Annotated in this window: 16 protein-coding genes; 5 read left to right on the plus strand and 11 right to left on the minus strand. The window is 54.4% G+C overall.

Annotated features, from left to right (window positions below; genetic code table 11):
* Position 1: 1 nt before the first annotated feature.
* Positions 2-454, minus strand: a complete 453-nt coding sequence (locus tag ACAW75_RS17430; protein WP_370730027.1) for a hypothetical protein — start codon at positions 452-454, stop codon at positions 2-4.
* A 39-nt stretch (positions 455-493) separates the two neighbouring features.
* Entirely contained in the window at positions 494-1,828 is a 1,335-nt protein-coding gene (locus ACAW75_RS17435) for an MATE family efflux transporter (RefSeq protein WP_370730028.1), read from the minus strand.
* A 155-nt stretch (positions 1,829-1,983) separates the two neighbouring features.
* Between ACAW75_RS17435 and ACAW75_RS17440 the strand changes: the two genes are divergently transcribed.
* The 4 genes from ACAW75_RS17440 (at position 1,984) to ACAW75_RS17455 (ending at position 5,798) form a co-directional block, all read left to right on the plus strand.
* Positions 1,984-2,757, plus strand: a complete 774-nt coding sequence (locus ACAW75_RS17440) for a DUF4290 domain-containing protein (protein WP_370730029.1) — start codon at positions 1,984-1,986, stop codon at positions 2,755-2,757.
* Positions 2,758-2,833: 76 nt separating this feature from the next.
* The gene (gene murA / locus ACAW75_RS17445) at positions 2,834-4,132 is read left to right on the plus strand and encodes a UDP-N-acetylglucosamine 1-carboxyvinyltransferase (protein WP_370730030.1); all 1,299 of its coding nucleotides are present in this window, start codon (positions 2,834-2,836) and stop codon (positions 4,130-4,132) included.
* A 178-nt stretch (positions 4,133-4,310) separates the two neighbouring features.
* Complete coding sequence (locus tag ACAW75_RS17450; protein ID WP_370730031.1) at positions 4,311-5,012, plus strand: DUF2306 domain-containing protein; 702 nt, start codon at positions 4,311-4,313, stop codon at positions 5,010-5,012.
* Between the two features lie 54 nt (positions 5,013-5,066).
* A complete protein-coding gene (locus ACAW75_RS17455) occupies positions 5,067-5,798 on the plus strand; it encodes a metallophosphoesterase family protein (RefSeq protein ID WP_370730032.1) in 732 nt (243 codons plus the stop codon).
* A 340-nt stretch (positions 5,799-6,138) separates the two neighbouring features.
* On the opposite strand, the gene guaB is transcribed toward ACAW75_RS17455, so the two are convergent.
* The 5 genes from guaB to ACAW75_RS17480 form a co-directional block, all read right to left on the minus strand.
* Complete coding sequence (gene guaB / locus ACAW75_RS17460) at positions 6,139-7,611, minus strand: IMP dehydrogenase (RefSeq protein WP_370730033.1); 1,473 nt, start codon at positions 7,609-7,611, stop codon at positions 6,139-6,141.
* A gap of 103 nt (positions 7,612-7,714) precedes the next feature.
* Positions 7,715-9,166 carry a tRNA uridine-5-carboxymethylaminomethyl(34) synthesis GTPase MnmE gene (mnmE, locus tag ACAW75_RS17465; RefSeq protein ID WP_370730034.1) on the minus strand — a complete coding sequence of 484 codons (1,452 nt, stop codon included), beginning with the start codon at positions 9,164-9,166 and terminating at the stop codon, positions 7,715-7,717.
* Between the two features lie 113 nt (positions 9,167-9,279).
* Positions 9,280-10,287: an oxygenase MpaB family protein gene (locus ACAW75_RS17470; protein WP_370730035.1), complete on the minus strand. Its 1,008-nt coding sequence runs from the start codon at positions 10,285-10,287 to the stop codon at positions 9,280-9,282.
* A gap of 97 nt (positions 10,288-10,384) precedes the next feature.
* Positions 10,385-11,146 carry an MBL fold metallo-hydrolase gene (locus tag ACAW75_RS17475; RefSeq protein ID WP_370730036.1) on the minus strand — a complete coding sequence of 254 codons (762 nt, stop codon included), beginning with the start codon at positions 11,144-11,146 and terminating at the stop codon, positions 10,385-10,387.
* A gap of 107 nt (positions 11,147-11,253) precedes the next feature.
* Positions 11,254-11,634 (minus strand): response regulator, encoded by a 381-nt coding sequence (locus ACAW75_RS17480; RefSeq protein WP_370730037.1) that lies wholly within the window; start codon positions 11,632-11,634, stop codon positions 11,254-11,256.
* Positions 11,635-11,869: 235 nt separating this feature from the next.
* Between ACAW75_RS17480 and ACAW75_RS17485 the strand changes: the two genes are divergently transcribed.
* Complete coding sequence (locus ACAW75_RS17485) at positions 11,870-12,310, plus strand: WapI family immunity protein (RefSeq protein WP_370730038.1); 441 nt, start codon at positions 11,870-11,872, stop codon at positions 12,308-12,310.
* Between the two features lie 16 nt (positions 12,311-12,326).
* On the opposite strand, the gene ACAW75_RS17490 is transcribed toward ACAW75_RS17485, so the two are convergent.
* Genes ACAW75_RS17490 through ACAW75_RS17505 form a run of 4 tightly spaced genes read right to left on the minus strand, consistent with a single transcriptional unit; the run spans position 12,327 to position 21,183 of the window.
* Positions 12,327-16,010 carry a PAS domain S-box protein gene (locus tag ACAW75_RS17490; protein ID WP_370730039.1) on the minus strand — a complete coding sequence of 1,228 codons (3,684 nt, stop codon included), beginning with the start codon at positions 16,008-16,010 and terminating at the stop codon, positions 12,327-12,329.
* Positions 16,011-16,058: 48 nt separating this feature from the next.
* The gene (locus tag ACAW75_RS17495; RefSeq protein ID WP_370730040.1) at positions 16,059-18,770 is read right to left on the minus strand and encodes a TonB-dependent receptor; all 2,712 of its coding nucleotides are present in this window, start codon (positions 18,768-18,770) and stop codon (positions 16,059-16,061) included.
* Between the two features lie 50 nt (positions 18,771-18,820).
* Complete coding sequence (locus ACAW75_RS17500; protein WP_370730041.1) at positions 18,821-20,008, minus strand: DUF4249 domain-containing protein; 1,188 nt, start codon at positions 20,006-20,008, stop codon at positions 18,821-18,823.
* Between the two features lie 20 nt (positions 20,009-20,028).
* On the minus strand, positions 20,029-21,183 hold the full coding sequence (locus ACAW75_RS17505) for an outer membrane protein assembly factor BamB family protein (RefSeq protein WP_370730042.1): 1,155 nt from the start codon (positions 21,181-21,183) through the stop codon (positions 20,029-20,031).
* Positions 21,184-21,216: the final 33 nt, after the last annotated feature.

The raw sequence follows: 21,216 nt of genomic DNA on the forward strand, positions 1-21,216 counted from the left end.
GTTAGTTTTTTGCCTGATATTGATGTTTGTAGGCATCTGTTGAGGTGGGTAGTGCCGACAGATAATCAGTGCATTCAATGCGACGCAGGCCGGTAGTATAGGGCAGTTGGTGGACCTTAAGAAAGGTGCCGTCAGACAGTGAAAAAACAAGGATGCCTTCCCTTTCATTACTCACCGGGGTGCTGGCCCAGCGTGCTGATCTGACAACGACATCATTTACCTGCTGCGACACAAATTCAGTGCCTTTCTCGTTGAAGAAACGAATTGACCGTGTTTCGCCGGTCGAGGCGGGCGTTTGCAGGCCTGAGCGCGTTACTGACGCTGTCCATTGCCAATTAGCCCCATACAGGGTAGATGGGTACGGTACAGGCGCGGGACATCCGCACTTTTGCGAACAGCTTTGCAGCCCCAGTAGTATGAGTAATACTAAACCGAACGAGGTAGGTAAGCGCATGCCGTTTTTTGATGAGCTGGCGCAAGGTAAAAAAATAGATTACAAAGCCAACCTTGCCAGCCGGAAGAAGCGCATCGTCAGTAGCAGTGCTGCTACGCTGAGCCCGACAAGTAAGCCGATCCAGACGCCGGCAGCATCGTATCCGAACGTGAAACCCAGCAGATAGCTGGTTGGGAGAGCTACCAGCCAGTAGGAGAAGAGCGTGATGAGCGTAGGTACGTTCACATCGGAAAGGCCACGCAATACCCCGACGCCAACTACCTGAACGCCGTCTGAGAGCTGGAAGAACCCCGCCATAAAGACCAGCGTAGCGGCAATTTGGGCCACCTCGGGCGCGTCGGTGATGTATAAATTTACCAGCGTGGTGTTGAACAGAAGAAAAATAAGACCCGCGAACCCCATCAATATCAGTGATAGAGCAAAGGCAGCCAGACCCGCACGGCGAATACCGGGCTGGTCACCGCGTCCTAATGCTGCGCCCACACGAATGGCTGCTGCCGATGAAATACCAGTAGCCATCATGTAGGTCGATGAGGCCATGTTGATGGCGATTTGGTGGGCAGCTAGTCTGTCGGCACCGAGCCAGCCAACAATGACCATGGCGGCGGTAAAGAGCGCAATCTCAAAGAAAAAGGTCAGGCCGCTTGGAAGCCCCAGTTTCAGAATAGTTCGTACATTATCAGCAATGGGCAATCGGGCAAACGTTGGATTGAAATAAGCCCGGAAGTTGACTGATCCACGGATGTACCAGAGCATGGCTCCGGCCATGAAAATCCGGGATAGCAGCGTGGCTACGGCCGACCCTTGGGTCCCCAGTTTGGGGAAAGGGCCAATGCCCAGAATAAATAAGTAGTTGAACAACGCGTTTAGTAACAGGGCGCCAATAGTGATGGTCATGGCTACGCGCGGAAAACGGAGGCCATCACAAAGCTGCCGGGCGGCAATGAACACAAACAGAGGTACGTTCGACGCGCTCAGGATCAACATAAAGGGCCTGGCTAGTTCAGTTACCGCAGCCGTTTGCCCCAACCATTGAAAATTCAGGGCTACCAACGCTACCACAATACCCAGGGCCACACTGAGCAACAGGGCTACCCGGATACCCGCCCGGTAGCTACGGTGCACATCAGCGGTGTTACCGCGCCCATTGGCCTGCGATACCAGTGCGGCGATTACCGGTAGCCCACCCATGCCTATGCTCGATAGAAGGAATGACATTGAATTGGCTAGTCCGGCGGCTCCGAGCGGAGTAGCACCGAGTAAACGGCCTACAAACAGGTTATCCGTTACACCCATGAGCACGGTACTGAGCTGGGCAATAACGATCGGGATACTTAGTCGAAGGGTGTCAGATAAATCAGCGCGGAGTTGCATTGGGGCAGGAAAGGGGGAACGGAGGAAAGGGAGAATGGAGGGACGAAGGAGGATATGTGGTGCAAAGGTAGGCAGTCTTCCTCCGTTCTTCCTTTCCTCCTTTTCTTCCCTCCGTTTTCCTTACCTTTGTTTTTACACAAGAATCGGACGTTCGCTTGAAAGAATACGGAAGTAGTATCGAGAAAATGGTCAAGTACCTGCTGACCATCGAAGATCGCGAGAAGCGCACCCGGCAGGCGCATATCCTGGTGGAGCTGATGCGGCAGATTCATCCCGGTATGAAAGACGGGCAAGATTATTATAACAAGCTCTGGGATGATCTCTACATTATTTCGGAGTTCAAACTAGACGTAGACAGCCCGTTTCCACCGCCGTCGCCGGAAGTGCTGGGCAAGAAACCCAAGAAGATTGATTACCAGTACCATAACCTGAAATATAAGCACTTCGGGCAGAACATAAACCTGCTTGTTGAGCGGGCCATTAACACAGAAAACGCCGAAGAAAAGCGCGCTTTTGTGTCGTACCTGACGCGGCTGATGAAGACGTTCTACATGGCCTGGAACAAGGAAACGGTTGAAGACGAAGTTATTTATCAAAGCCTGATCGATATCTCGAAAGGTAGACTGGCGGTCGATGTACAACTCATCCGGGATGAAGGCCTGGTAGAAGGGTCACCACGCGAACGTACCGAAGATCAACCCCAGCGATTGGGTCGTCAGCCGCAATTGAAACCCTATGCGGGCAACTATCAGCCGCAGCAACAGCGTAACCGGCAAGATCGGCCTAATAATAACCGTAACTCGTTCAGGGGTAATAACAACGGAGGAGGCAACAGCGGTAACCGCGACGGCGGACCGCGAAACTTCCGGGGCGGTGGCAATAACCCAAACAACAACGGCGGTGGTAACAACCGTCGGCGGGGGAGGTAAGGGCCAGGTACGTTGTGCAAAGACCTTGTACCGCCTCGGCGAACCGATTGTTCATTATACATTGTAGATTCAAAAAATGGCATCTTTTAAAATTTCTGGTGGTCGGCGGCTTTCAGGTGAATTGGTACCGCAAGGGGCTAAAAACGAAGCCCTGCAAATTCTGTGTGCGGTCTTACTGACGAAAGAACCCGTTACGATCCACAACATTCCGAACATCCGCGATGTAAATCAACTTATTGAGCTACTGGGCGATATGGGTGTTTGGGTAACAAAAATCGGCGAAAGTTCATACCGGTTTGTTGCCAGCGATGTGAACCTTGATTTCCAGAATACCGATGCCTATAAACGCAAGGCAGCCGCCCTTCGCGGATCGGTCATGCTGCTGGGGCCTATGCTGGCTCGGTACAAGCAGGGGCGGATCCCACGTCCGGGTGGGGATAAAATTGGTCGCCGTCGGCTGGATACACACTTCCTGGGTTTTGAAAAGCTGGGTGCCAAATTTCACTTCGATGGTGATTTTTATCGGGTAGAAGGCGATCAGCTCAAGGGGGCCTACATGCTGCTCGACGAAGCATCGGTGACTGGTACGGCCAACGTGCTGATGGCCGCAGTGATGGCCGAAGGCACCACCACAATCTATAACGCTGCCTGCGAACCTTACCTGCAGCAACTGAGCAAAATGCTCAACCGGATGGGTGCCAGAATAACAGGCGTCGGTTCCAATATGCTCACCATTGAGGGCGTAGAGGAACTGCATGGTACCGAACATACCATGTTGCCTGATATGATCGAGATAGGCTCGTTTATCGGGATGGCCGCCATGACGCAGTCTGACGTGACTATCAAGAACTGTCAGATTCCCGAGCTGGGTATCATTCCTGACGTATTCAAACGGCTGGGCATTCAGCTCGAATTCCGGGGCGATGATATCCACGTGCCGGCGCAGGAGATGTACCAGGTCGAGACATTTCTGGATGGCGGCATGATGACCGTTTCAGACTCACCCTGGCCTGGTTTCACGCCCGATCTGTTGAGCATCGTGCTGGTGACGGCTATTCAGGCCAGCGGCACGGTGCTTATTCATCAGAAAATGTTTGAGAGTCGCCTCTTCTTCGTGGATAAGTTGATCGAGATGGGGGCTCAGATTATCCTTTGTGATCCGCATCGGGCCACGGTTGTTGGGCTGGGGCGTCATCAGCAACTGCGGGGTATCCGTATGTCGTCGCCGGATATCCGGGCGGGCGTGTCTCTCCTGATTGCAGCCCTGTCGGCCAGCGGCACCAGCATCATCGATAACATCGAACAGATTGACCGGGGGTATCAGAACATCGACACGCGCCTGAACGCCATCGGTGCCGAGATCACCCGATTGTAGGTACGTTGTGGTATTGACTACAAGGCCACGTCTCTACGGAGAGGTGGCCTTTTTTCGTGATGGGCCAACGCCCCAAACTAGTTGCCAAACGCCCCAAAACCTGCTGAACGCCCCAAAAACGGCATTTTAAACTAAAGCTGCTTTACGTTTGGGTCATCAAACAAAAACGATAGGCGCCATGAAAACGCTGTTGACCCTCTTGTTACTCACACACATCGCTACCGGTTTTACGGCCTTGCTGGTTGGGCTGATTCCCATGTTCGCGCAGAAAGGTAGTCGGCTGCACAACCGGGCCGGGCTGGTTTACGTCTACTGTATGATCACGGTTGCCATAACGGCCTTGCTGCTGTGTGGGCTTCAGCCATTTAAGATGATGCGGCTGTTTCTGACCGGTATTGCCGTGTTCAGTTTCTACCTGTGCTTTACGGGCTGGCGGGCCACTAAAAACAAGAAAGGCCAGCCAACCACGCTCGACAACGCCCTGACCTACGGCACATTACTGGTTGGCGCGGCCATGGTCGGTTTCGGCATGTACCTGATCGCGTTGAACGGGTTAACATTTTTGCCCATCGTATTTACTTTTTTTGGTGCGCTGACAGCCCGGTTTGCCTGGAAAGACTACCAGAAATCGCAGCAGCCTGTTCTAAAAATGGCCTGGTACTTTCAGCATTTTGTCCGGATGGGTGGTTCGTATATCGCTACGTTCACGGCGGCGGCGGTTACCAACGTACCCAGGCTACTCCCCACCGATGCACCAGAATGGACCAGTACGCTTATCTGGATTGCGCCATCAGTGGCGGGTGGCCTACTTATTGGCCGGACTGTTCGTTACTACAAACAGAAATTTGCTTCTAAATCGTCGGGTATGGCTGTTTCGTAGGTTCGGACTGTCCGTTACCTTTACAATTCACACGTAGGGTAGGGGAGATCAACTATGAAGATTGCATTTATCACGGATATTCACATTGCCGGGGAAGGTGAAACACCGGCAGGGATCGATGTACGGGCTAATTTTCTAAAAGCGCTCGACGTTGTGCGGGTCATGAAACCTAATTGCCTGGTGATTGGTGGTGACCTCTGCTTCGATGTGGGCGTTCGTGAAATATACCAGTGGATCTACAGGCAATTGCAGAATGACCTGCCTTGCCAGTGGTATGCTATTCCGGGGAACCACGACGATTCGGTGATGATGGCCGAAGAACTCCATCTCACCCATCATCTGACCGGCACTGAACTATACAGTGCTATACCACTCGATGGCTATCCAGCTCTCTTCCTGGATTCAGCGAAGGGGGCTTTTTCATCTACCCAGTGGACATGGATTGCTGAGGAGCTGGCCGTGATCAGCCACAACGTGCTCATATTCTGTCATCACCCTGTGTTGCCTGCTCATGCTCAGTTTATGGACACGAAGTATCCGTTTCGGCAACAGGAAAAATGGTTGGAGACTACGGAAGAACTGCCTTGCCGAATGCAGATGATCAGCGGCCACTACCATACCGAAGCAACGGTAATGCGGGGCAATACGACCGTGCTGGTAACCCCATCGACCTACATTCAGCTAGACCCCCACACCCCTGAGTTGAAGCTCGTCAACACAGGCCCCTATCTGCGCGAGATCGATGTAACGCCCAATGGGGTAAGTAGTCGGGTTATTAATGTCTAAGCCATATTGCCAGCCACACAAGCTCCTGTAGCCTACTCCCTTTGTTTGCGGTAATCGGGCAGATAGGCTCGTTTTGTGCTGGCTAGCTATTCATGGATGATCGATAAGGGCATCCTTCATGAATCTGATAGCTACGCGCTATTTAGTGAGTCGTAGGCTCTACCGGACAAGCCAAAAGGCTTTTGTTCATTGGTACAGGAAAGCTGGCTGTGCGGGGTTCCGGCCAGGTACGTTCCATAAAGCTAACAGGCTCAGATAACGCTGAGACGTCGTGCATCTGATAGCCGGACGATAGCTTCCAGATACACGACGCGTCAGTCAGTGAACCGAATAGATGGTACTATTTTGACGAATAGTTTGGCGCTTCTTTCGAAATCTGAATATCGTGGGGGTGGCTTTCTTTAGAGCCGGCCGTTGTGATCTTCACGAATTTGGCTTGCTGGAGGGCAGGTATGTCGCCGGCACCACAGTAGCCCATGCCTGCTTTCAGCCCCCCCACCATCTGGTAGATAATCTCCGACACCTTCCCTTTTACTGGTACCCGGCCAACGATGCCTTCGGGCACCAGCTTTTTGATGTCATCTTCGGCATCCTGAAAATACCGGTCTTTCGAGCCGTCTTCCATGGCCTCTACCGAGCCCATGCCCCGGTAGCTTTTAAAGCGGCGACCCTCAAACAACACCACTTCGCCGGGTGCTTCTTCTGTACCAGCCAGCAGTGAGCCGATCATAACCGTGCTGGCGCCTCCTGCAATGGCTTTGGTTATATCGCCCGAGAAGCGAATACCGCCATCGGCAATAACAGGCACGCCCGTTCCCTGCAACGCTTTGGCCGATTCGTAAACCGCCGTTAACTGCGGCATGCCAATACCGGCAATGATGCGTGTGGTACAGATGCTGCCCGGCCCAACGCCTACCTTCACGGCGTCGGCACCTGCATCGGCGAGGGCTTTGGCCCCTTCGCCCGTGGCCACGTTACCAGCAATAACCTGCAACTTTGGAAACTGAGCTTTGATGCTGCGAACGGCATCGATAACACCCCGAGAATGACCGTGGGCCGTGTCTAAACTGACTACATCGACCCCAGCTTTCACCAGGGCCTCGATGCGCTGCGTCAGGTCTGGTGTTACGCCAACAGCGGCCCCTACGCGCAGGCGGCCAAGCTCGTCTTTACAGGCGTTGGGATGACTTTTTCGTTTCAGAATATCTTTGTATGTAATCAGCCCAACGAGTTTATACGCTTCATCAACGATGGGCAACTTCTCGATTTTGTATTCCTGAAGCATGTTTTCGGCCTCTTCGAACGAGAGCCCTGCTTTGGCGGTAATCAGGTTTTCGCGCGTCATAATGTCGGTGACGGGCAGCGACAAGTCGCGCTGAAAACGAAGGTCGCGGTTGGTTAGAATCCCGATCAGCGTACCGTCGGCATCGACGATGGGGATACCCCCGATTTTCGACTCGCGCATGATCCGGTGCGCATCCGAGAGTTTCGAGCCTTCGGTGAGCGTAATGGGGTCGATGATCATCCCACTTTCCGAGCGTTTCACCTTGCGGACCTGTTCGGCCTGCCGCTCGATGCTCATGTTCTTGTGGATCATACCGATGCCGCCTTCCTGCGCCATCGCAATAGCCAGATCAGACTCGGTAACGGTGTCCATCGCGGCTGATACGAGCGGAACGTTCAGGCGGATGGTGCGGGTAAGCTGGGTGGTGGTGTTGGTGTCTCTCGGCAGAACCTCCGAGTAGGCGGGAAGAAGCAGTACGTCGTCGTAAGTAAGCGCTTCGTACAGGAACTTGCTGGCGTCTAAGCTCATGGCAAATAAGCAGGGGATGTTATTTGCCAGACAAAAGTACTACTATTCTTCGGAACTTAGGTAACGGAATTGTTAAGATACTGACATCCTCACGTACGCGGGTTTACTTTCCGATACAAAACCGACCAAAAATGGAGGCCAGCAGATCATCGGTGGTGACTTCGCCGGTGAGTTCGCCTAATTCGCGGAGGGCGATGCGGAGGTCCATCGCAATCCAGTCGGCCGACGTACCTGCGTCGATGGCGGCAATGGCGCGGGCCAGGGCATCGTCGGTGGCGGTGAGGTGTTGCAGGTGCCGGGCGTTGGTAACGACGGAGCTGCCTGCCTGCATGGCTGAATCGGTACGGGCGCGGGCCGAGAGCACCGCCTTGAGTTCGTCGATCTGAGCGTCTTTGGCCGAAATCCAGATAATGGGCGTAGGTACGTTCATACGACCCGAATCGGCGGGTACAGCCTGCCCCGCTTTGGCGGGGTTATTGACCGACGAAAGGGCATACAAACTGCCGTCGAGCGTTTGGCGCGTCGCCTCCGAAACCTCATCGGCTTTGTTGCCCACCAACACGTAAGGTTTGCCCGATTCGGTCAATTCGGCAATGGCCTGCTGCAGTTCGTCGGGTGTGGTGTTGAGGCCGTCGAAGAGATAAACCACCAGCGCGGCCTTATCGATCTGCTGCCGGGTGCGGGCTACGCCAATGGCTTCAATGGTATCGGTGGTGTCGCGCAGGCCAGCTGTGTCGATGAGGCGAAAACGAACGCCATCGATGAACAGCTCATCTTCAATCACATCGCGGGTGGTGCCGGGAATGTCGGAAACAATAGCCTTTTCTTCGTTCAGCAGGGCGTTCAGCAATGTTGACTTTCCAGCATTGGGTTTGCCCACAATAACCGTTGGTACGCCGTTTTTGATCACGTTGCCCGCAGTAAAGGAATCGATCAGCGGGCGAATGACGCCACGAATGGTCTGCATCAACTGGCGTAACTGGTCGCGTTTGGCAAATTCTACGTCTTCTTCGCCGAAATCCAGTTCCAGTTCAACAAGGGCCACAAAATCAATGAGTTGCTGACGAAGATCTGTCAACTGTTTCGAGAAACCGCCCCGTAACTGACTCAGCGCAGCCCGGTGACTCGCCGCCGAATCAGCGGCAATTACGTCGGCTACGGCTTCGGCCTGTACCAGATCAAACTGCCCATTCAGAAACGCCCGTTGGGTGAACTCGCCGGGCTTGGCCAGTCGTGCGCCCGCGTTGGTCAACTCGGTCAGAATCTGGCGAATGATGTACTCCGATCCGTGGCACGAAATTTCGACAACATCTTCTTTCGTAAATGAAGTGGGGCTGTGAAAAACCGTTACCAGTACCTCATCAATCAGCCCGTCGCCGGCTGAGCGGAACGTGCCGAAATGAGCCGTATGGCTGGTCTGTTTCGTGAGGTCTTTCCCCCGAAACAGCTTGCCAGTAAGCGCAATAGCCCCGTTGCCCGATACGCGGATAACGGCAATGGCCCCAATGCCGGGTGCGGTGGCGAGGGCTACAATGGGGTCGAGTTGGTGGATCATAGCACAGTTTGATGTTTACCGTTTTCTGTTTGCTGTTCTCCGTTGCGCTGCTATTGACGAAGTCTTTTAAATTAGCAGCGCAACGGAGAACAGCAAACAGAAAACGGTAAACATCAAACTACAGTTGGTATCAATTTTGGAAATATGGGCAGCTTGCTGACTACATTCATCAAACGGGCTTCGAACGGTACATCTGGAATGCCCAGTGCGTTGGCGTGGTCGTTGCCCAGAAAGAAACGCATCTGGGCGGCCGCGAGGTTCCGGGCCGAGTCGCTGCCAGCCTGTTTCCCAATCGTGTCGAGCAGCGATTTGGTTAGGCCGGTGCCCGCTTCCGAGGGCTTGAACTGACGCTGCGAGATCAGCTTATCCAGATGGTAGGCCTCCCGCAGATTATGGGGTAGCAGTTCTTCGACTACACCGTTAAGAAAGCCTACCACGTTAATGTGATGCAGGAAATCATCTTCTTCCCGGCTACTCATCGGGATACCCATTTTTCGGAGACCACGCAGCACAATGTAGCTGAATGAACCAATGGTGCCTACCATGTCTTCCTGGCAAACGGGCACGCCCCAAGCCATATTCCACCGGCCCGACTGGAGCGCAAACCAGCGCGAAGCCGCGTGGATGAGCCGGATTTTTAATGTGTACAGCATCGCTTTCGACGGTGCTACCCAGTTCTTCGGGTCATTCACGGCAAACACCCACTCGCCGGTCTCCTGTAACCGACGGGCCGTATCGGAACGAATGCGATCGGTAAGCCAGAGCAACTGTACACCATTGGCGCCCAGGTATGTATAGGGCAGCGAGAACGTACCTAGCACCAGCCCGATCACCCCGGCGTGTTTCTGGTAAAAAGCCATGCCTCGTTGCATCTGATCCCGATTAGCCCACGCTGGCAGATGGGCAAAATCAGTAAAAAATTGCCGTACCGCCTCAGGTTGCGTACTGGTGTCGAAATCTAGATTATTACCCAGCCAGCGCATCAACGTACCCACCGCCTCCCGGCCATCCCGGGCCACTACGGCGGCAATGACCGTGTCGGCCGGTAAATCGCCTAGTTGGCGGTACTGATCGAGTTGAGCGCTGGTAAAGGAGCGGGTAGAGATAACGGTAGAAGCCATGACAAACGGGTATCAACAGGAAAGCTGATTGATTCATTAACAACGGCTGAACGGGATTGATTACCAGCACCTGACTGAATACTGGCCAACTGAGGCATTATAGCCTGATCTGGAGGCCGTCGTACCCCAACTGCACGCCGGTCGGAAGCAACTGGTTCACCTCGCGGTGCATCCCCATCTGATGGCTGATGTGCGTCAGGTACGTTCGCTCGGGACGGATCCGTTCAATCAGTGCCAGCGATTCACTGAGCGCGAAATGAGAGAGGTGAGGCTCCTGGCGGAGGGCGTCGAGTACCAGTACCCGTGTGCCATACACCTTTTCCACTTCCTCATCACTGATGTGGTTAAGGTCGGTCAGGTACGTAAAATCACCAATTCGAAAGCCGAAAACAGGCAATTTATGATGCAGCGTATCGATAGGAATAATGGGCACACCCAGCACCTCGAACGGGTCATTCGTAATTTCAAACGTGTTGATTCGGGGAATACCGGGGTATTTGAATTCAGCGAAGATATATTCGAATTCACGTTCCAGCTGTTGCAACACGCTGGCCCGGCCATAGACGGGCATATCTTGCCCTGTGCGAAAATTGTAAGCACGAACTTCGTCAAGCCCCGCCGTATGGTCTTTGTGTTCGTGGGTAAACAGAACGGCATCGAGGTTAAGCAGATTCAGGCGGAGGGCCTGTTGCCTAAAATCAGGACCGGTATCAATAACGAAACTTTTGCCTGCCACCTGCACGTGCGCCGAAGTCCGTAGCCGTTTGTCGCGAAAATCGACAGACCGGCAAACAGGGCATTGGCAGCCAATCAGCGGAACGCCCGACGACGTACCTGTGCCGAGAAGAGTGACAATCATGGGTGGTTTTCTGTTTACCGTTTTCTGTTTACAGTTGTGTTGCTTATGAACCAACTGATTGATTGGTAGAACAACTGAAAACGGTAAACAGAAAACGGTAAACTCTTTTATTTATCCGTAAGCTGATTGACAACTTCAACAAGACGGTCGAAATTGAGGGGCTTTACCAGCACGTCGTTGAAGCCGGCCGATTTGAACTCTTCCTCAGTATAGTTGCGGGCATTACCCGTAATGGCCACGATGGGTACATTCGCCTTGGTCTTGTCGCTGAGCGCACGAACCTGCTTGACGCATTCCATACCGTCCATGATAGGCATATTGATATCGAGCAGCAGAATCGAAAAATCTTCTTTATCAAGAATCTGCAGTACCTGCTCGCCGTTTTTCACCGCCGTGATATCGTAGTTCTGGAACTCCAGGATTTTCCGGGCAAGGTTTTGAATGACGGAACTGTCTTCGGCAATCAGGACACGTTTTGAGGAAGCCATGCGGTTCGTAGGGTCTGTTTTCGGTGGGTGAAATTAGCGCAAAAAGACCAGCCTGCTTCACCGAAGCCTAAAATCGATACCAGAAATTTTACGGAAGACGCTGGTGAACCTACCGGCTATTTTGTAGCTTTAAGTAATAAAACTAGCTTACCCATAGGTCATAACGGATGGACTTATGGGCAACCGTAAGGCGGCAATCCGGTTCAGAATTTTCTCCAGATCTTTAATCGAAGCGATGAAACTTACAGGACCACAGGGCGACTTTGAGCTGAACATACTGGACTATGAATACAGTGACTCGGCTGACTTTCTCGATCGCAATTGGCTGATCGTGAGTATGGTAACAAAGGAAGGTGAACAGCAATCCACCCGAACGCTGACGTTCCTTTCTACCTGGGAACTTGAATTATTGCACGACTGGATGCAGTCGGTGATCGATAACGCTGAACTAGCGCCCAAACTGACATTTATTGAGCCGTCGTTGAGCTTCTGTAATCTATCTGACGGGAAAGAGCACTATGTTTTCAGGATCAGCATGACCAAGGAGGCTACGCCTAACTGGCACGACGATGAAACGAAGCCGTATTGGCTACCCGTAACGCCTGATAAAGACGAGTTAAGGCAGGCAATCAATGACTTAGCGAAGCAATTAAATAAGTTTCCTGTTCGGGCTTAGCCAGTTTACAAGGAAATTACGGCCTCGGAGCAGCCATGAATTCGGCAAAAGCGGCTTCTAATGCTTTCAATTCCTGCGCCAGTTGACTGGTATCCTGCACTTTCAGTTTTCCTTCTGCCTCGCGGGCAATACGGGCCAACCGGGCTACACCAACTGTACCGGCGCTGCCCTTAAGGGTGTGTAAATGGCTTTTTACCGTTGCAATATCATTGGCCGCAAAAGCCGCCAGTGCTTCGTTGACCAGTTCGGTCGCTTCGGTAACAAAATCGTCGAAGACGCTTTCTACCAGTTCGGCACCGCCAATGTCACGGAGCTGTTCCAGAATATCATTGTCGATCACAGGTACGTCGGCGTAGGGGGCAAGAAGGGGGGAAAGGTAGAAAGGAGGAAGGGAGGAAGGGGGTGTTGGATCCGGGGCAACCGTTGTCTGAAGTGTACCCTCCTTTTCCTCCGTCTCCTGCTTATTCCTCTTCTCCCCTTCTCCCTTTCTCCCTTTCTCCTTTTTCACCAACTCGCTCACTTTGGCAATGAGCCCCTGGGCACGAATAGGTTTGGCGATGTAATCGTCGAGGCCCTGGCTGAGGAATCGCTCGCGGTCTTCGCGCATCGAGTAGGCGGTCATCGCCACAATCGGCGGAAGTAGGCTTGCATACTGCTCGCGCAGATGACGGGTGGTTTCCACGCCATCCATGTCGGGCATCTGAATATCCATGAAGATGATATCGAAACGGTTGTCTCCCTGCCCGCTGCCCGCCGCTACTTGCTCAATGGCTTCCGGCCCGCTGGAGGCCGTGGTGACCACACAACCCGATTTACGCAGGATCTCGCTGGCTACTTTTCGGTTCACAGCGTTATCATCAACGAGCAGAATCACCGGATTGTAGCTGGTGAAAAAATCAGCCACTTTCATATCGGCGGCGGCTTCGGCCTGTGTCTGGGTAGGGCTGATTGCCGTTTCCTTCAACTCAACGGTAAACCAGAAGGTGCTGCCCATACCAACCGTCGATTCAACGCCAACTTCGCCCTTCATCAGGGCGGCCAGTTCTTTCGAGATAGACAGGCCCAGGCCAGTGCCGCCAAACGACTTGCGCGACGAGGTATCGACCTGGCTGAACGAGTTGAACAGCAAGCCAATGTTTTCGGGAGAGATGCCGATGCCGGAATCGCGTACTTCCACTTTGATCCGGTTGAATTTACCGCGTTTGCTCACCAGCGAGGCCGCTACTTCAACGGTGCCGTCTTCAGTAAATTTCAGGGCGTTCGATGTCAGGTTCGACAAGACCTGAAGCAGCCTGGTTTGGTCGGCAATGACGTATGTGGGTAAGTCAGGACTCAGCGTATAGAACAACCGGTTGCGCTTCGAGTTGGCCTGCTGCCCAAACAAGGCGATAAGCTTCTCGAACACTTCGCCAAGGATGATGGGGGCCTCGTGCAAGACCATCTTTCCCGCTTCGATTTTGGAGAGGTCAAGGATGTCGTTCAGGATGTTGAGCAGCGTTTCTGACGAGCGTCGAATCGTGCGGACATAATCGCGCTGTTCATCGTTGAGGGTCGTGTCGTTCAGCAGGTCGACCATGCCAATCACGCCGTTCATGGGCGTACGAATTTCGTGGCTCATGTTGGCCAGGAAACGCTCCTTCACTTTCAGTGACCGTTCGGCTTCGTCTTTTGCTTTGACCAGTTCGGCCGACTGTTTTTTGAGCTCGGTGATGTCGCGGGCCAGGGCGGCCACCACAGAGTAGTGCCCGTCTTCATCTTTCAACAGCAGCATGTTGAACATGAACTGCCGTTCCGAGCCGTCTTTCCGGCGTAGAGCGGCCTCGAAGTTCCGGACCGATCGGGTATGTACCAGCTTAAAGAGCGCCCGCCGGATCACGCCCGGATCGACGAAATAGTCGAGGGCATTGCGGCCAAGTACTTCGTCGGGGGTATACCCGCTACGCTTGAATACCGACGGGCTGATCATGGTGATGTGGCCCTGACGGTCAACACGAACGTAAATGTCCTGTAGGTTTTCAAAGATTCCCCGGAATTTCTCTTCGCTCCGTTCCAGGTTCAGTTGCGCGCCTTTCCGGGTGGTGATGTCACGTGCAATGCCCGACACCTCTTCGATGACCCCACCCGACAGCAGAATCGGGTTAAGGTGCAGCTCAAGCCAGGCCTCTTTCCCGGCCAGTTCAAACCGCATTTCGAAGTTCTGCGCCTGTCCTTTGAACGCCAGCTTATACCGGTCATCGAGCAATCGCTGGTTATCGTCGCCGACACCGCGCCAGCCCTGTTTTTCGGCGGTGATAAACAGTTTCGGCTGCTCGCTGGTCAGCTGCTCGATCAACTCGGCATAGTTCTGGTTGAACGACGTCAGCTGGAGCGCTTTGTTCACCGACCAGATCAGGTACGTGCTGCTGTTGAAGATGGCGTTGAGCCGGGCTGTTTGCTTGTTCAGCGCTGCTTCGGCCTGTTTGCGGGCGATGGCCAGCGCTACCTGCCCCGAAATGAATTCGAGCAGTTCCAGATCGCGCGGCCCATAGAGGTTGGGGTCATCGTACGATTTTACGCCAATGATGCCCGTGATCTCGTCGCCGATCCGCAACGGCGCTGTGAGCATCAGTTTCGGCTGCTGCTGGCCATAGAGGTCTATATGCTGTTCGTCGGCCAGGGTCAGAATATCGGTGTCGCGGAGAAAAAGCGGTTTATTGGCCTGGATCGTGTATTCTGTCAGGCCGCTGCCAAGTCGTTTTTTCGTAAACCGCATATTCCCCTGAAACGACTCATCGACGTAATAGGGGAAGGTCAGGTATTTTTTGCTCTGGTCGTACAGGGCAATAAAGAAATTACTGGCGTCGATGATGTTGCCCAGCTCGCGGTGAACGCGCTGGTAAAAATCGTCGAGGTTTGGCATATTCAGCGTCCAGCTGGCAATGCTATAGTACAGCCGCTGCGCTTTTTCGGACCGGATCTTCTGGGTGATGTCGCGTAGAATACACCGAAAAGCTGTTGGTTTTCCCTGGTCATACCGGCAGTTGACACTCCCCGACAGAAAGAGCGTACGGCCATCGCGACTACGGAAAACAGTTTCAAAAGATGGGTTAGGTTCTCCATCCTGAACGCGTTGCAGGCGGTCGAGCGTGCTTTTTACGTAGTCGGGGTGGAGCACGTCGGCCAGCGTCAGCGAGGCGATCTGATCGGCCCCATAACCAAGCAATTCGCGCCAGGCTTTGTTGACGAAGATGAACTTACCGTCGAGGGTGATCAGCTGAATCAGATCGCTGGTATTGTCGACCAGGTCCTGCAACTGCGCATTGGTATTGCTCAGCGCCGAGGCGACCCGGCGTTTGCTGGTCAGGTCTTCGCCAATGATGGTAAAGGCGTCGGTCCGGCCACCCGTGCCGCTGGGAATGAATGAGTTAAGGTGCACATTCCGGGTCGACCCGCTCTTGGTGAGAATCTGGATCTCCCGTTGTTCAGGAAAACCACCCCGTTCCAGCGCTTCCCGAAAAACCTGTTCCAGTGCCGACCGATCGGCGGGCGGAACAAGGATGTCGAAAAAGTTTCGGCCAACGATCTCGTCGATAGACCAGGCTGTAACACGAAGTGCATACGGATTTACGTACGAAACGGACCCGTCGTGTTCAACGGTAAGCCCGATCAGATTGAGTTGGTCAACGGTTTTGCGTACGTCAAACGGCTGGGTAGTAGTCATTGGTCAATCGGTCATTGGGGGTACTCAGGGGCAACAAATGCCCTTTCTTTACTTAAATATAAACGTATAGGCCAATGATACAATCGGCGCCCCAAAAACGGTTAACTGATAGGCATTCGTCTTGCCTGCTTCTGTTCGGAAGAAAATAGAGTATGGATTGCTACGGCCGTAGACATTATAAACGGTGAACGCCCACCGGCCCTGCCACCGCCGGTCGCGCATACCGGGGTTATAGATATTCCAGGCGAAATCGAGGCGATGATAATCGGGTAGCCGCGCCTGATTTCGCTCGCCATAGTAGGGGTACTGATTATTATCTATCGTGACAAAACCCGTGGGAGCCGTGTATGGGCGGCCGGTGCTGTAGGCAAAGGTGAACCCAAAGCTATTGTGCTTGTCCACGTCGATGGTGATCGAGGCGTTGAGGCTATGCGGGCGGTCGTAGTTGGCGCGGTAATATTGCCCGCCGTTGATATTCTGTTCAACCGTTGGGCCTTCGTAGACCTGATTCAGCGTGCGGGCGTAGGTATAGTTCACCCAGCCGGTAAGCTCGCCCTTTTTCTTGGTCAGCATAGTCTCCAGGCCATACGCCTGGCTTTGGCCCTGCAGCAGTTGCGTCTCCGGGTTTGGCTGCAACAAAAAATCGGCACCGGGGCGGTAATCGAGCACGTTTTGGGTGTGCCGCCAGTAGGTCTCGGCTGTCAGTTCGTAGATATTATTCTTGAAACTCAGAAAATACCCGGCCGTGATCAGCTGGCTAACCTGCGGACGGATGTTAGCGTCGGCCGTTTTCCAGCGCGAGGTGGGCAGGGGCGTGGTGGTATTCGTGACAACCTGCACATACTGACGCATCAGGTTGTAGCCGATCTTCAGGGAGGCATTGGGGCTGAGGGCATACCGCAGGCCGAAACGAGGCTCGGCCCCACCGTAGGTTTTGCTGACTTGCCCTGACCCGTAGCGCGTTGAGTCGATGGCAGACAATAAATCGCGGGGCTCGCCGGGGCGGTACTGGCGCACCAGCGACGGGCCGAAGGCCAGGAACTGCGAATACCGCAAGCCTGCCGACAGGGCCAATGCTGGCCCTAGACTCACCTCATAATCGGCGTAGAGGCCTAGCTCGAGCGCATACTCAGTGGGCGTAGTGACTGCGTTTACCCGCAAACTCTGACCAGGCAGCAACGTACCTGGCTCAATCTGGTAATGAGTGGCACTCAGACCGGTCTCTACTTTCTGATTCGGTAATTGAATGTTCAGGTTGGACTTGATCTGCCGGTGTAGCAACGACTGACGCAGCCTGACGAGGTTGTCGGAGTCCACTTCTTTAGACCTGATCTCAGGGGTATACTGCGCCCAGACCACTGATGTTTGCAGACTGGCTTTATCGGAAAGGGCGTGAAACCAGCGCCCCATCAGGTTTAGGGTCTGGTGAGTGAACTGCGTGCTGCTGCCTGTTACATTGGGTAGATTGGCCAGAAGAGGCGTCTGAAATGCGTCCAGGCTTATGTAGCCCATCGCCGTGAGGGTGTTGCGGTTGTTGATCCGCCAGAAACCCTTCAGGACCCCGTCGCCAAATTTGGCCCGAATGTCGGTCAACCGTTTAGAGACGATCGGCAGCAGAAAATCGGTGAAGGCACCTCGCCCCGCAATCAGCAGCCCGGCTTTCCCCTTCACCAGCGGAATATCGGCCGACAGGCGACTGGACACCACATTGACACCGCCCGACAGCTGCACGTTGTCCAGGTTGGGGTTTCGCAGCGCCACATCGAGTACGGCGGCCGTGCGGCCGCCAAAGCGTGCAGGTACGTTGCCTTTGTAAATATCGACCGTCGAGAGGGCCTCGGGCGGAAAGATGGAGAACAGCCCGAACATATGCGTCGGGTTGAAAATCGGCGTGTCGTCGAGCAGGATCAGGTTCTGATCGGTGGTGCCTCCCCGAATATTGACGCCATTGCTGGCTTCGCCCACGCTGGTAACGCCCGGTAACGACTGAAGACCGCGCAGCAGATCGATCTCCCCCAACGCAGCGGGGAGTTTCTGTAGGGTTTTCAGGTTGATCTGATTGACGCCCAACAACGGCTGACGCACGGTTTCGTCGTAGCCTTTGGTGGTCACAAACACTTCCTCGAGCTGCGTAGCTACCGACCGCATGGTCAGCACCACCGCTGTTTGGTCGAAGCCCACCGCAACTTCTTTTCGGGCGGGCGAGTAGCCAATCAGGCGGGCAACGATGGTGTGGGTGCCGGGCGTCAGGGAAAGACTGAACTGGCCAAGCGAGTCGGTGATGGTTCCGTTTACGTTCTTCCGGTAATCAACGATGATGGCCGCTCCGGCAAGTGGCAGGTTGGTCAACGAATCGCGGACAAGACCTGTCAGCCGGGGCAAGGTCTGGCCTGTTGTACGAACGGCTACCGGTTCAGTACGCCTTTTTGGAGCCGCCGGAGGATCGGCCCGAACGATAGTGGCCACGCTTGTACCTGCTTGTTCCACCACGAAGGTTGAATCGCGAAGGTATCGGCGTAATTCCTGCGCACTAAGGGCCACGTCTTTTCGGCCGGAGGCTGCTGCCAGCTGCCCGAGCAGGTCTTTTAGCAGCTGGTTTACATCATAGCGGGTAATGGTTGCCAGTCTGGCTGCGTCGGGCGCATAAACGGCCAGCCGATACCCGTTCCCAAATCGGATGATCAGCGAGTCGGGGGGGGCGGCAGCTGTCTGGTAAATGCAGAGCGACAGCAGGGTAATAAGGGCGCATAAAGTCTTCATCACGTTGAGCCTTGTCGGAGAATGGCCATCAGTCAGGTTTAAGGGACTACTCACTGATTCCAGCCAGGGGGCAGGTCGGCGGTTCGGTAGCGGTTCGGTACGCACATGGCCGATGGAAGCCCGGCACCATACACGCCACCCGGCGACACATCGACATTGGGCTGGCGCCCATTCTGGGCAAAAAACAAGCCTTTGAAGCTCCCGCTGGTTACGTTCTTCCGGTTCATCTTGTAGTTATACGTCGACACGGAAGCCGCCGTAAAATAGCCAACCACGTTTTCGTTAGGTGCTGCCAGATTATGCACATTACCCGCTAAAGGGGCAGGGGGCGAGTCGGCCAGCGTACCGGTATTCTGCGATTGATCGGCGATTAGTCGGTAGTAACGGTATGCATTGGCCGAAATGGCTAACTGCTCGATGGTGATCAGGGCGGGGTCGCGCTGGTAGATAGGCACACTCGCTACTTTATGCCCAACCTGTGCGGTGCCGTTGGTATACAGATCGGCCATCACATCGATGGTGCTGCTGTAAAAAATGTCCCAGCAGAAGCCCAGGCAGGCATAATCGAATTTATTCTGATAGGGTAAGGCCTTGTCGGCCACACAGCCAATCACATCAACCGGGCCGCTACCCACGTCGCCGATGTCTTTCACCACGTACCTGCCCTGCACACAGGTAGCGCACCAGCTTTGCAGTTCATAGAGCCGCCACCGCCAGAGGTAAAAATTGCGCTGGTCGGCCGGGTCGGTGAAGTCGAGGAAAACGTCATTCGTAGGGGTAGGCAGTGCATCGGCCGTGGTTTTCAGCCCGGTTGGGTTAAAGGTGTCATAGACCCTGGTAATGGGCGGTGAAGCGGTCATCACTTCTGCCGATGATTCGTAGCTGACGCCCTCGGCCGTGCGAAACTGAAGCTGATACGTGGTGCCTGTTTGCCCCCGAAAACCGGCCGGAAACTGGTACGTACCCGGCTCGGTCGAGGCTTCTGTCAATGGGAGCGGTTTGCCATTCACCAGGACCGTGACTGTTGCCCGCGTAACGGGCGTGGTGCTACTGGCACTGTCGGACCGTGACCGCGACCGGCTCAACATAAGCTGCTGCGGGCCGGGCAAATCGGTGATTAGTCCGTTGACAACCAGTACATTGGCACTCAGCGATAGCTCGGGATCGAACGCATCGACGCAGGCCTGCGAGAGGCTGACCCCTAGTAGTAACAGATAACCCAGAAACCGACTAGTCATAGTTGAGTTGACGCTTGCGTTCAGAGATCATTTTTACTGCCGCCGCTCACTGTCGGGTAGCTGCCCACAATGGCTTGCCGTTGAGGAATCATCGGGCTTGATAGCAGAACGCCCCCCGTCCGATACTGCCACCGTAACGTACCTGACCGACGGTTGAGTGCATAGAGCCGAAAGTCGGCACTCCCAATATACACGCTGCCGGTTGTGACGAGCGGTGTACCATAGATGTCGAAATCGGTTTGGAATGACCAGCGTACCTGGCCAGAGGCGGCGTCGAGGGCGTAGAGGCGGTGATCGCGGCTACCGACATAGACCACGTCGCTGCTCACGACCGGGCTGCCGTAGAAAGGTTTTTTGGTGACAAAAGACCATCGGGTCGCCCCCGTGCTGATTTCCAGCGCATACAGCCCGCCATCGCCGCTACCTACATACACCAGGTTATTGGCCACTACCGGGCTGGCATCCACTGGCTGCTTCAGGTTAGCGGTCCAGATAAGCTGGCCCGTTGCAGCGCCCAGCGCATACAGGTTACCATCCTGACTACCAACGAAAAGTATACCTCCGGCTACCGTTGGGCTCGACAGAATATAGGCATTGGTCGCGAATTTCCAGCGTAATAAACCCGTTGCCGCCTCGAAGCCGTAGACCGTGTTGTCGAGTCCGCCAATATAGACCATGTTGCCAGCCACCACTGGGCTACCGTAGAAACCGTAGTCGGCTTTATAACTCCACAGAAAAGCACCGGTAGTAGCGTCGAGGGCATAAAGGCGGGTATCCTGACTGCCAATGAACAGGCGACCGGCCACTACCACCGGGCTCGATTGCATAGACCCTTGCGTGCGGGCTTGCCAGCGTACCGTACCCGTAGCGGCGTCAATAGCGTAGAGCCTACCCCCCAACGTAGACGTATAAAGTAAACCGTAGGCTACCGTTGGGCTCGACTGAATCGAGGTGTCGGCGCGAAATGTCCAGCGCGGTTGTCCGGTAGTTGTGTCCAGGGCGTAGAGGTTTCCGTCGTAGCTTCCGATGTAAACGACTGGCTCTGTTACGCTTCGTGGGGTAGGTGTGGTAACCGGCGGTGCTACGGGCTGGGTAGGGGTTGGCGATATGACTTCGGCAGTGCGGCACCCAGCCAACCAATAGCCGATAAGCGGTATCAGGTAATACCAGCGCATAGATTGAGTCCGCAGGACGTTATATACTACGTT

Origin of the sequence: Fibrella arboris (assembly GCF_041321095.1) — a bacterium.
GTDB classification, from domain to species: domain Bacteria; phylum Bacteroidota; class Bacteroidia; order Cytophagales; family Spirosomataceae; genus Fibrella; species Fibrella arboris.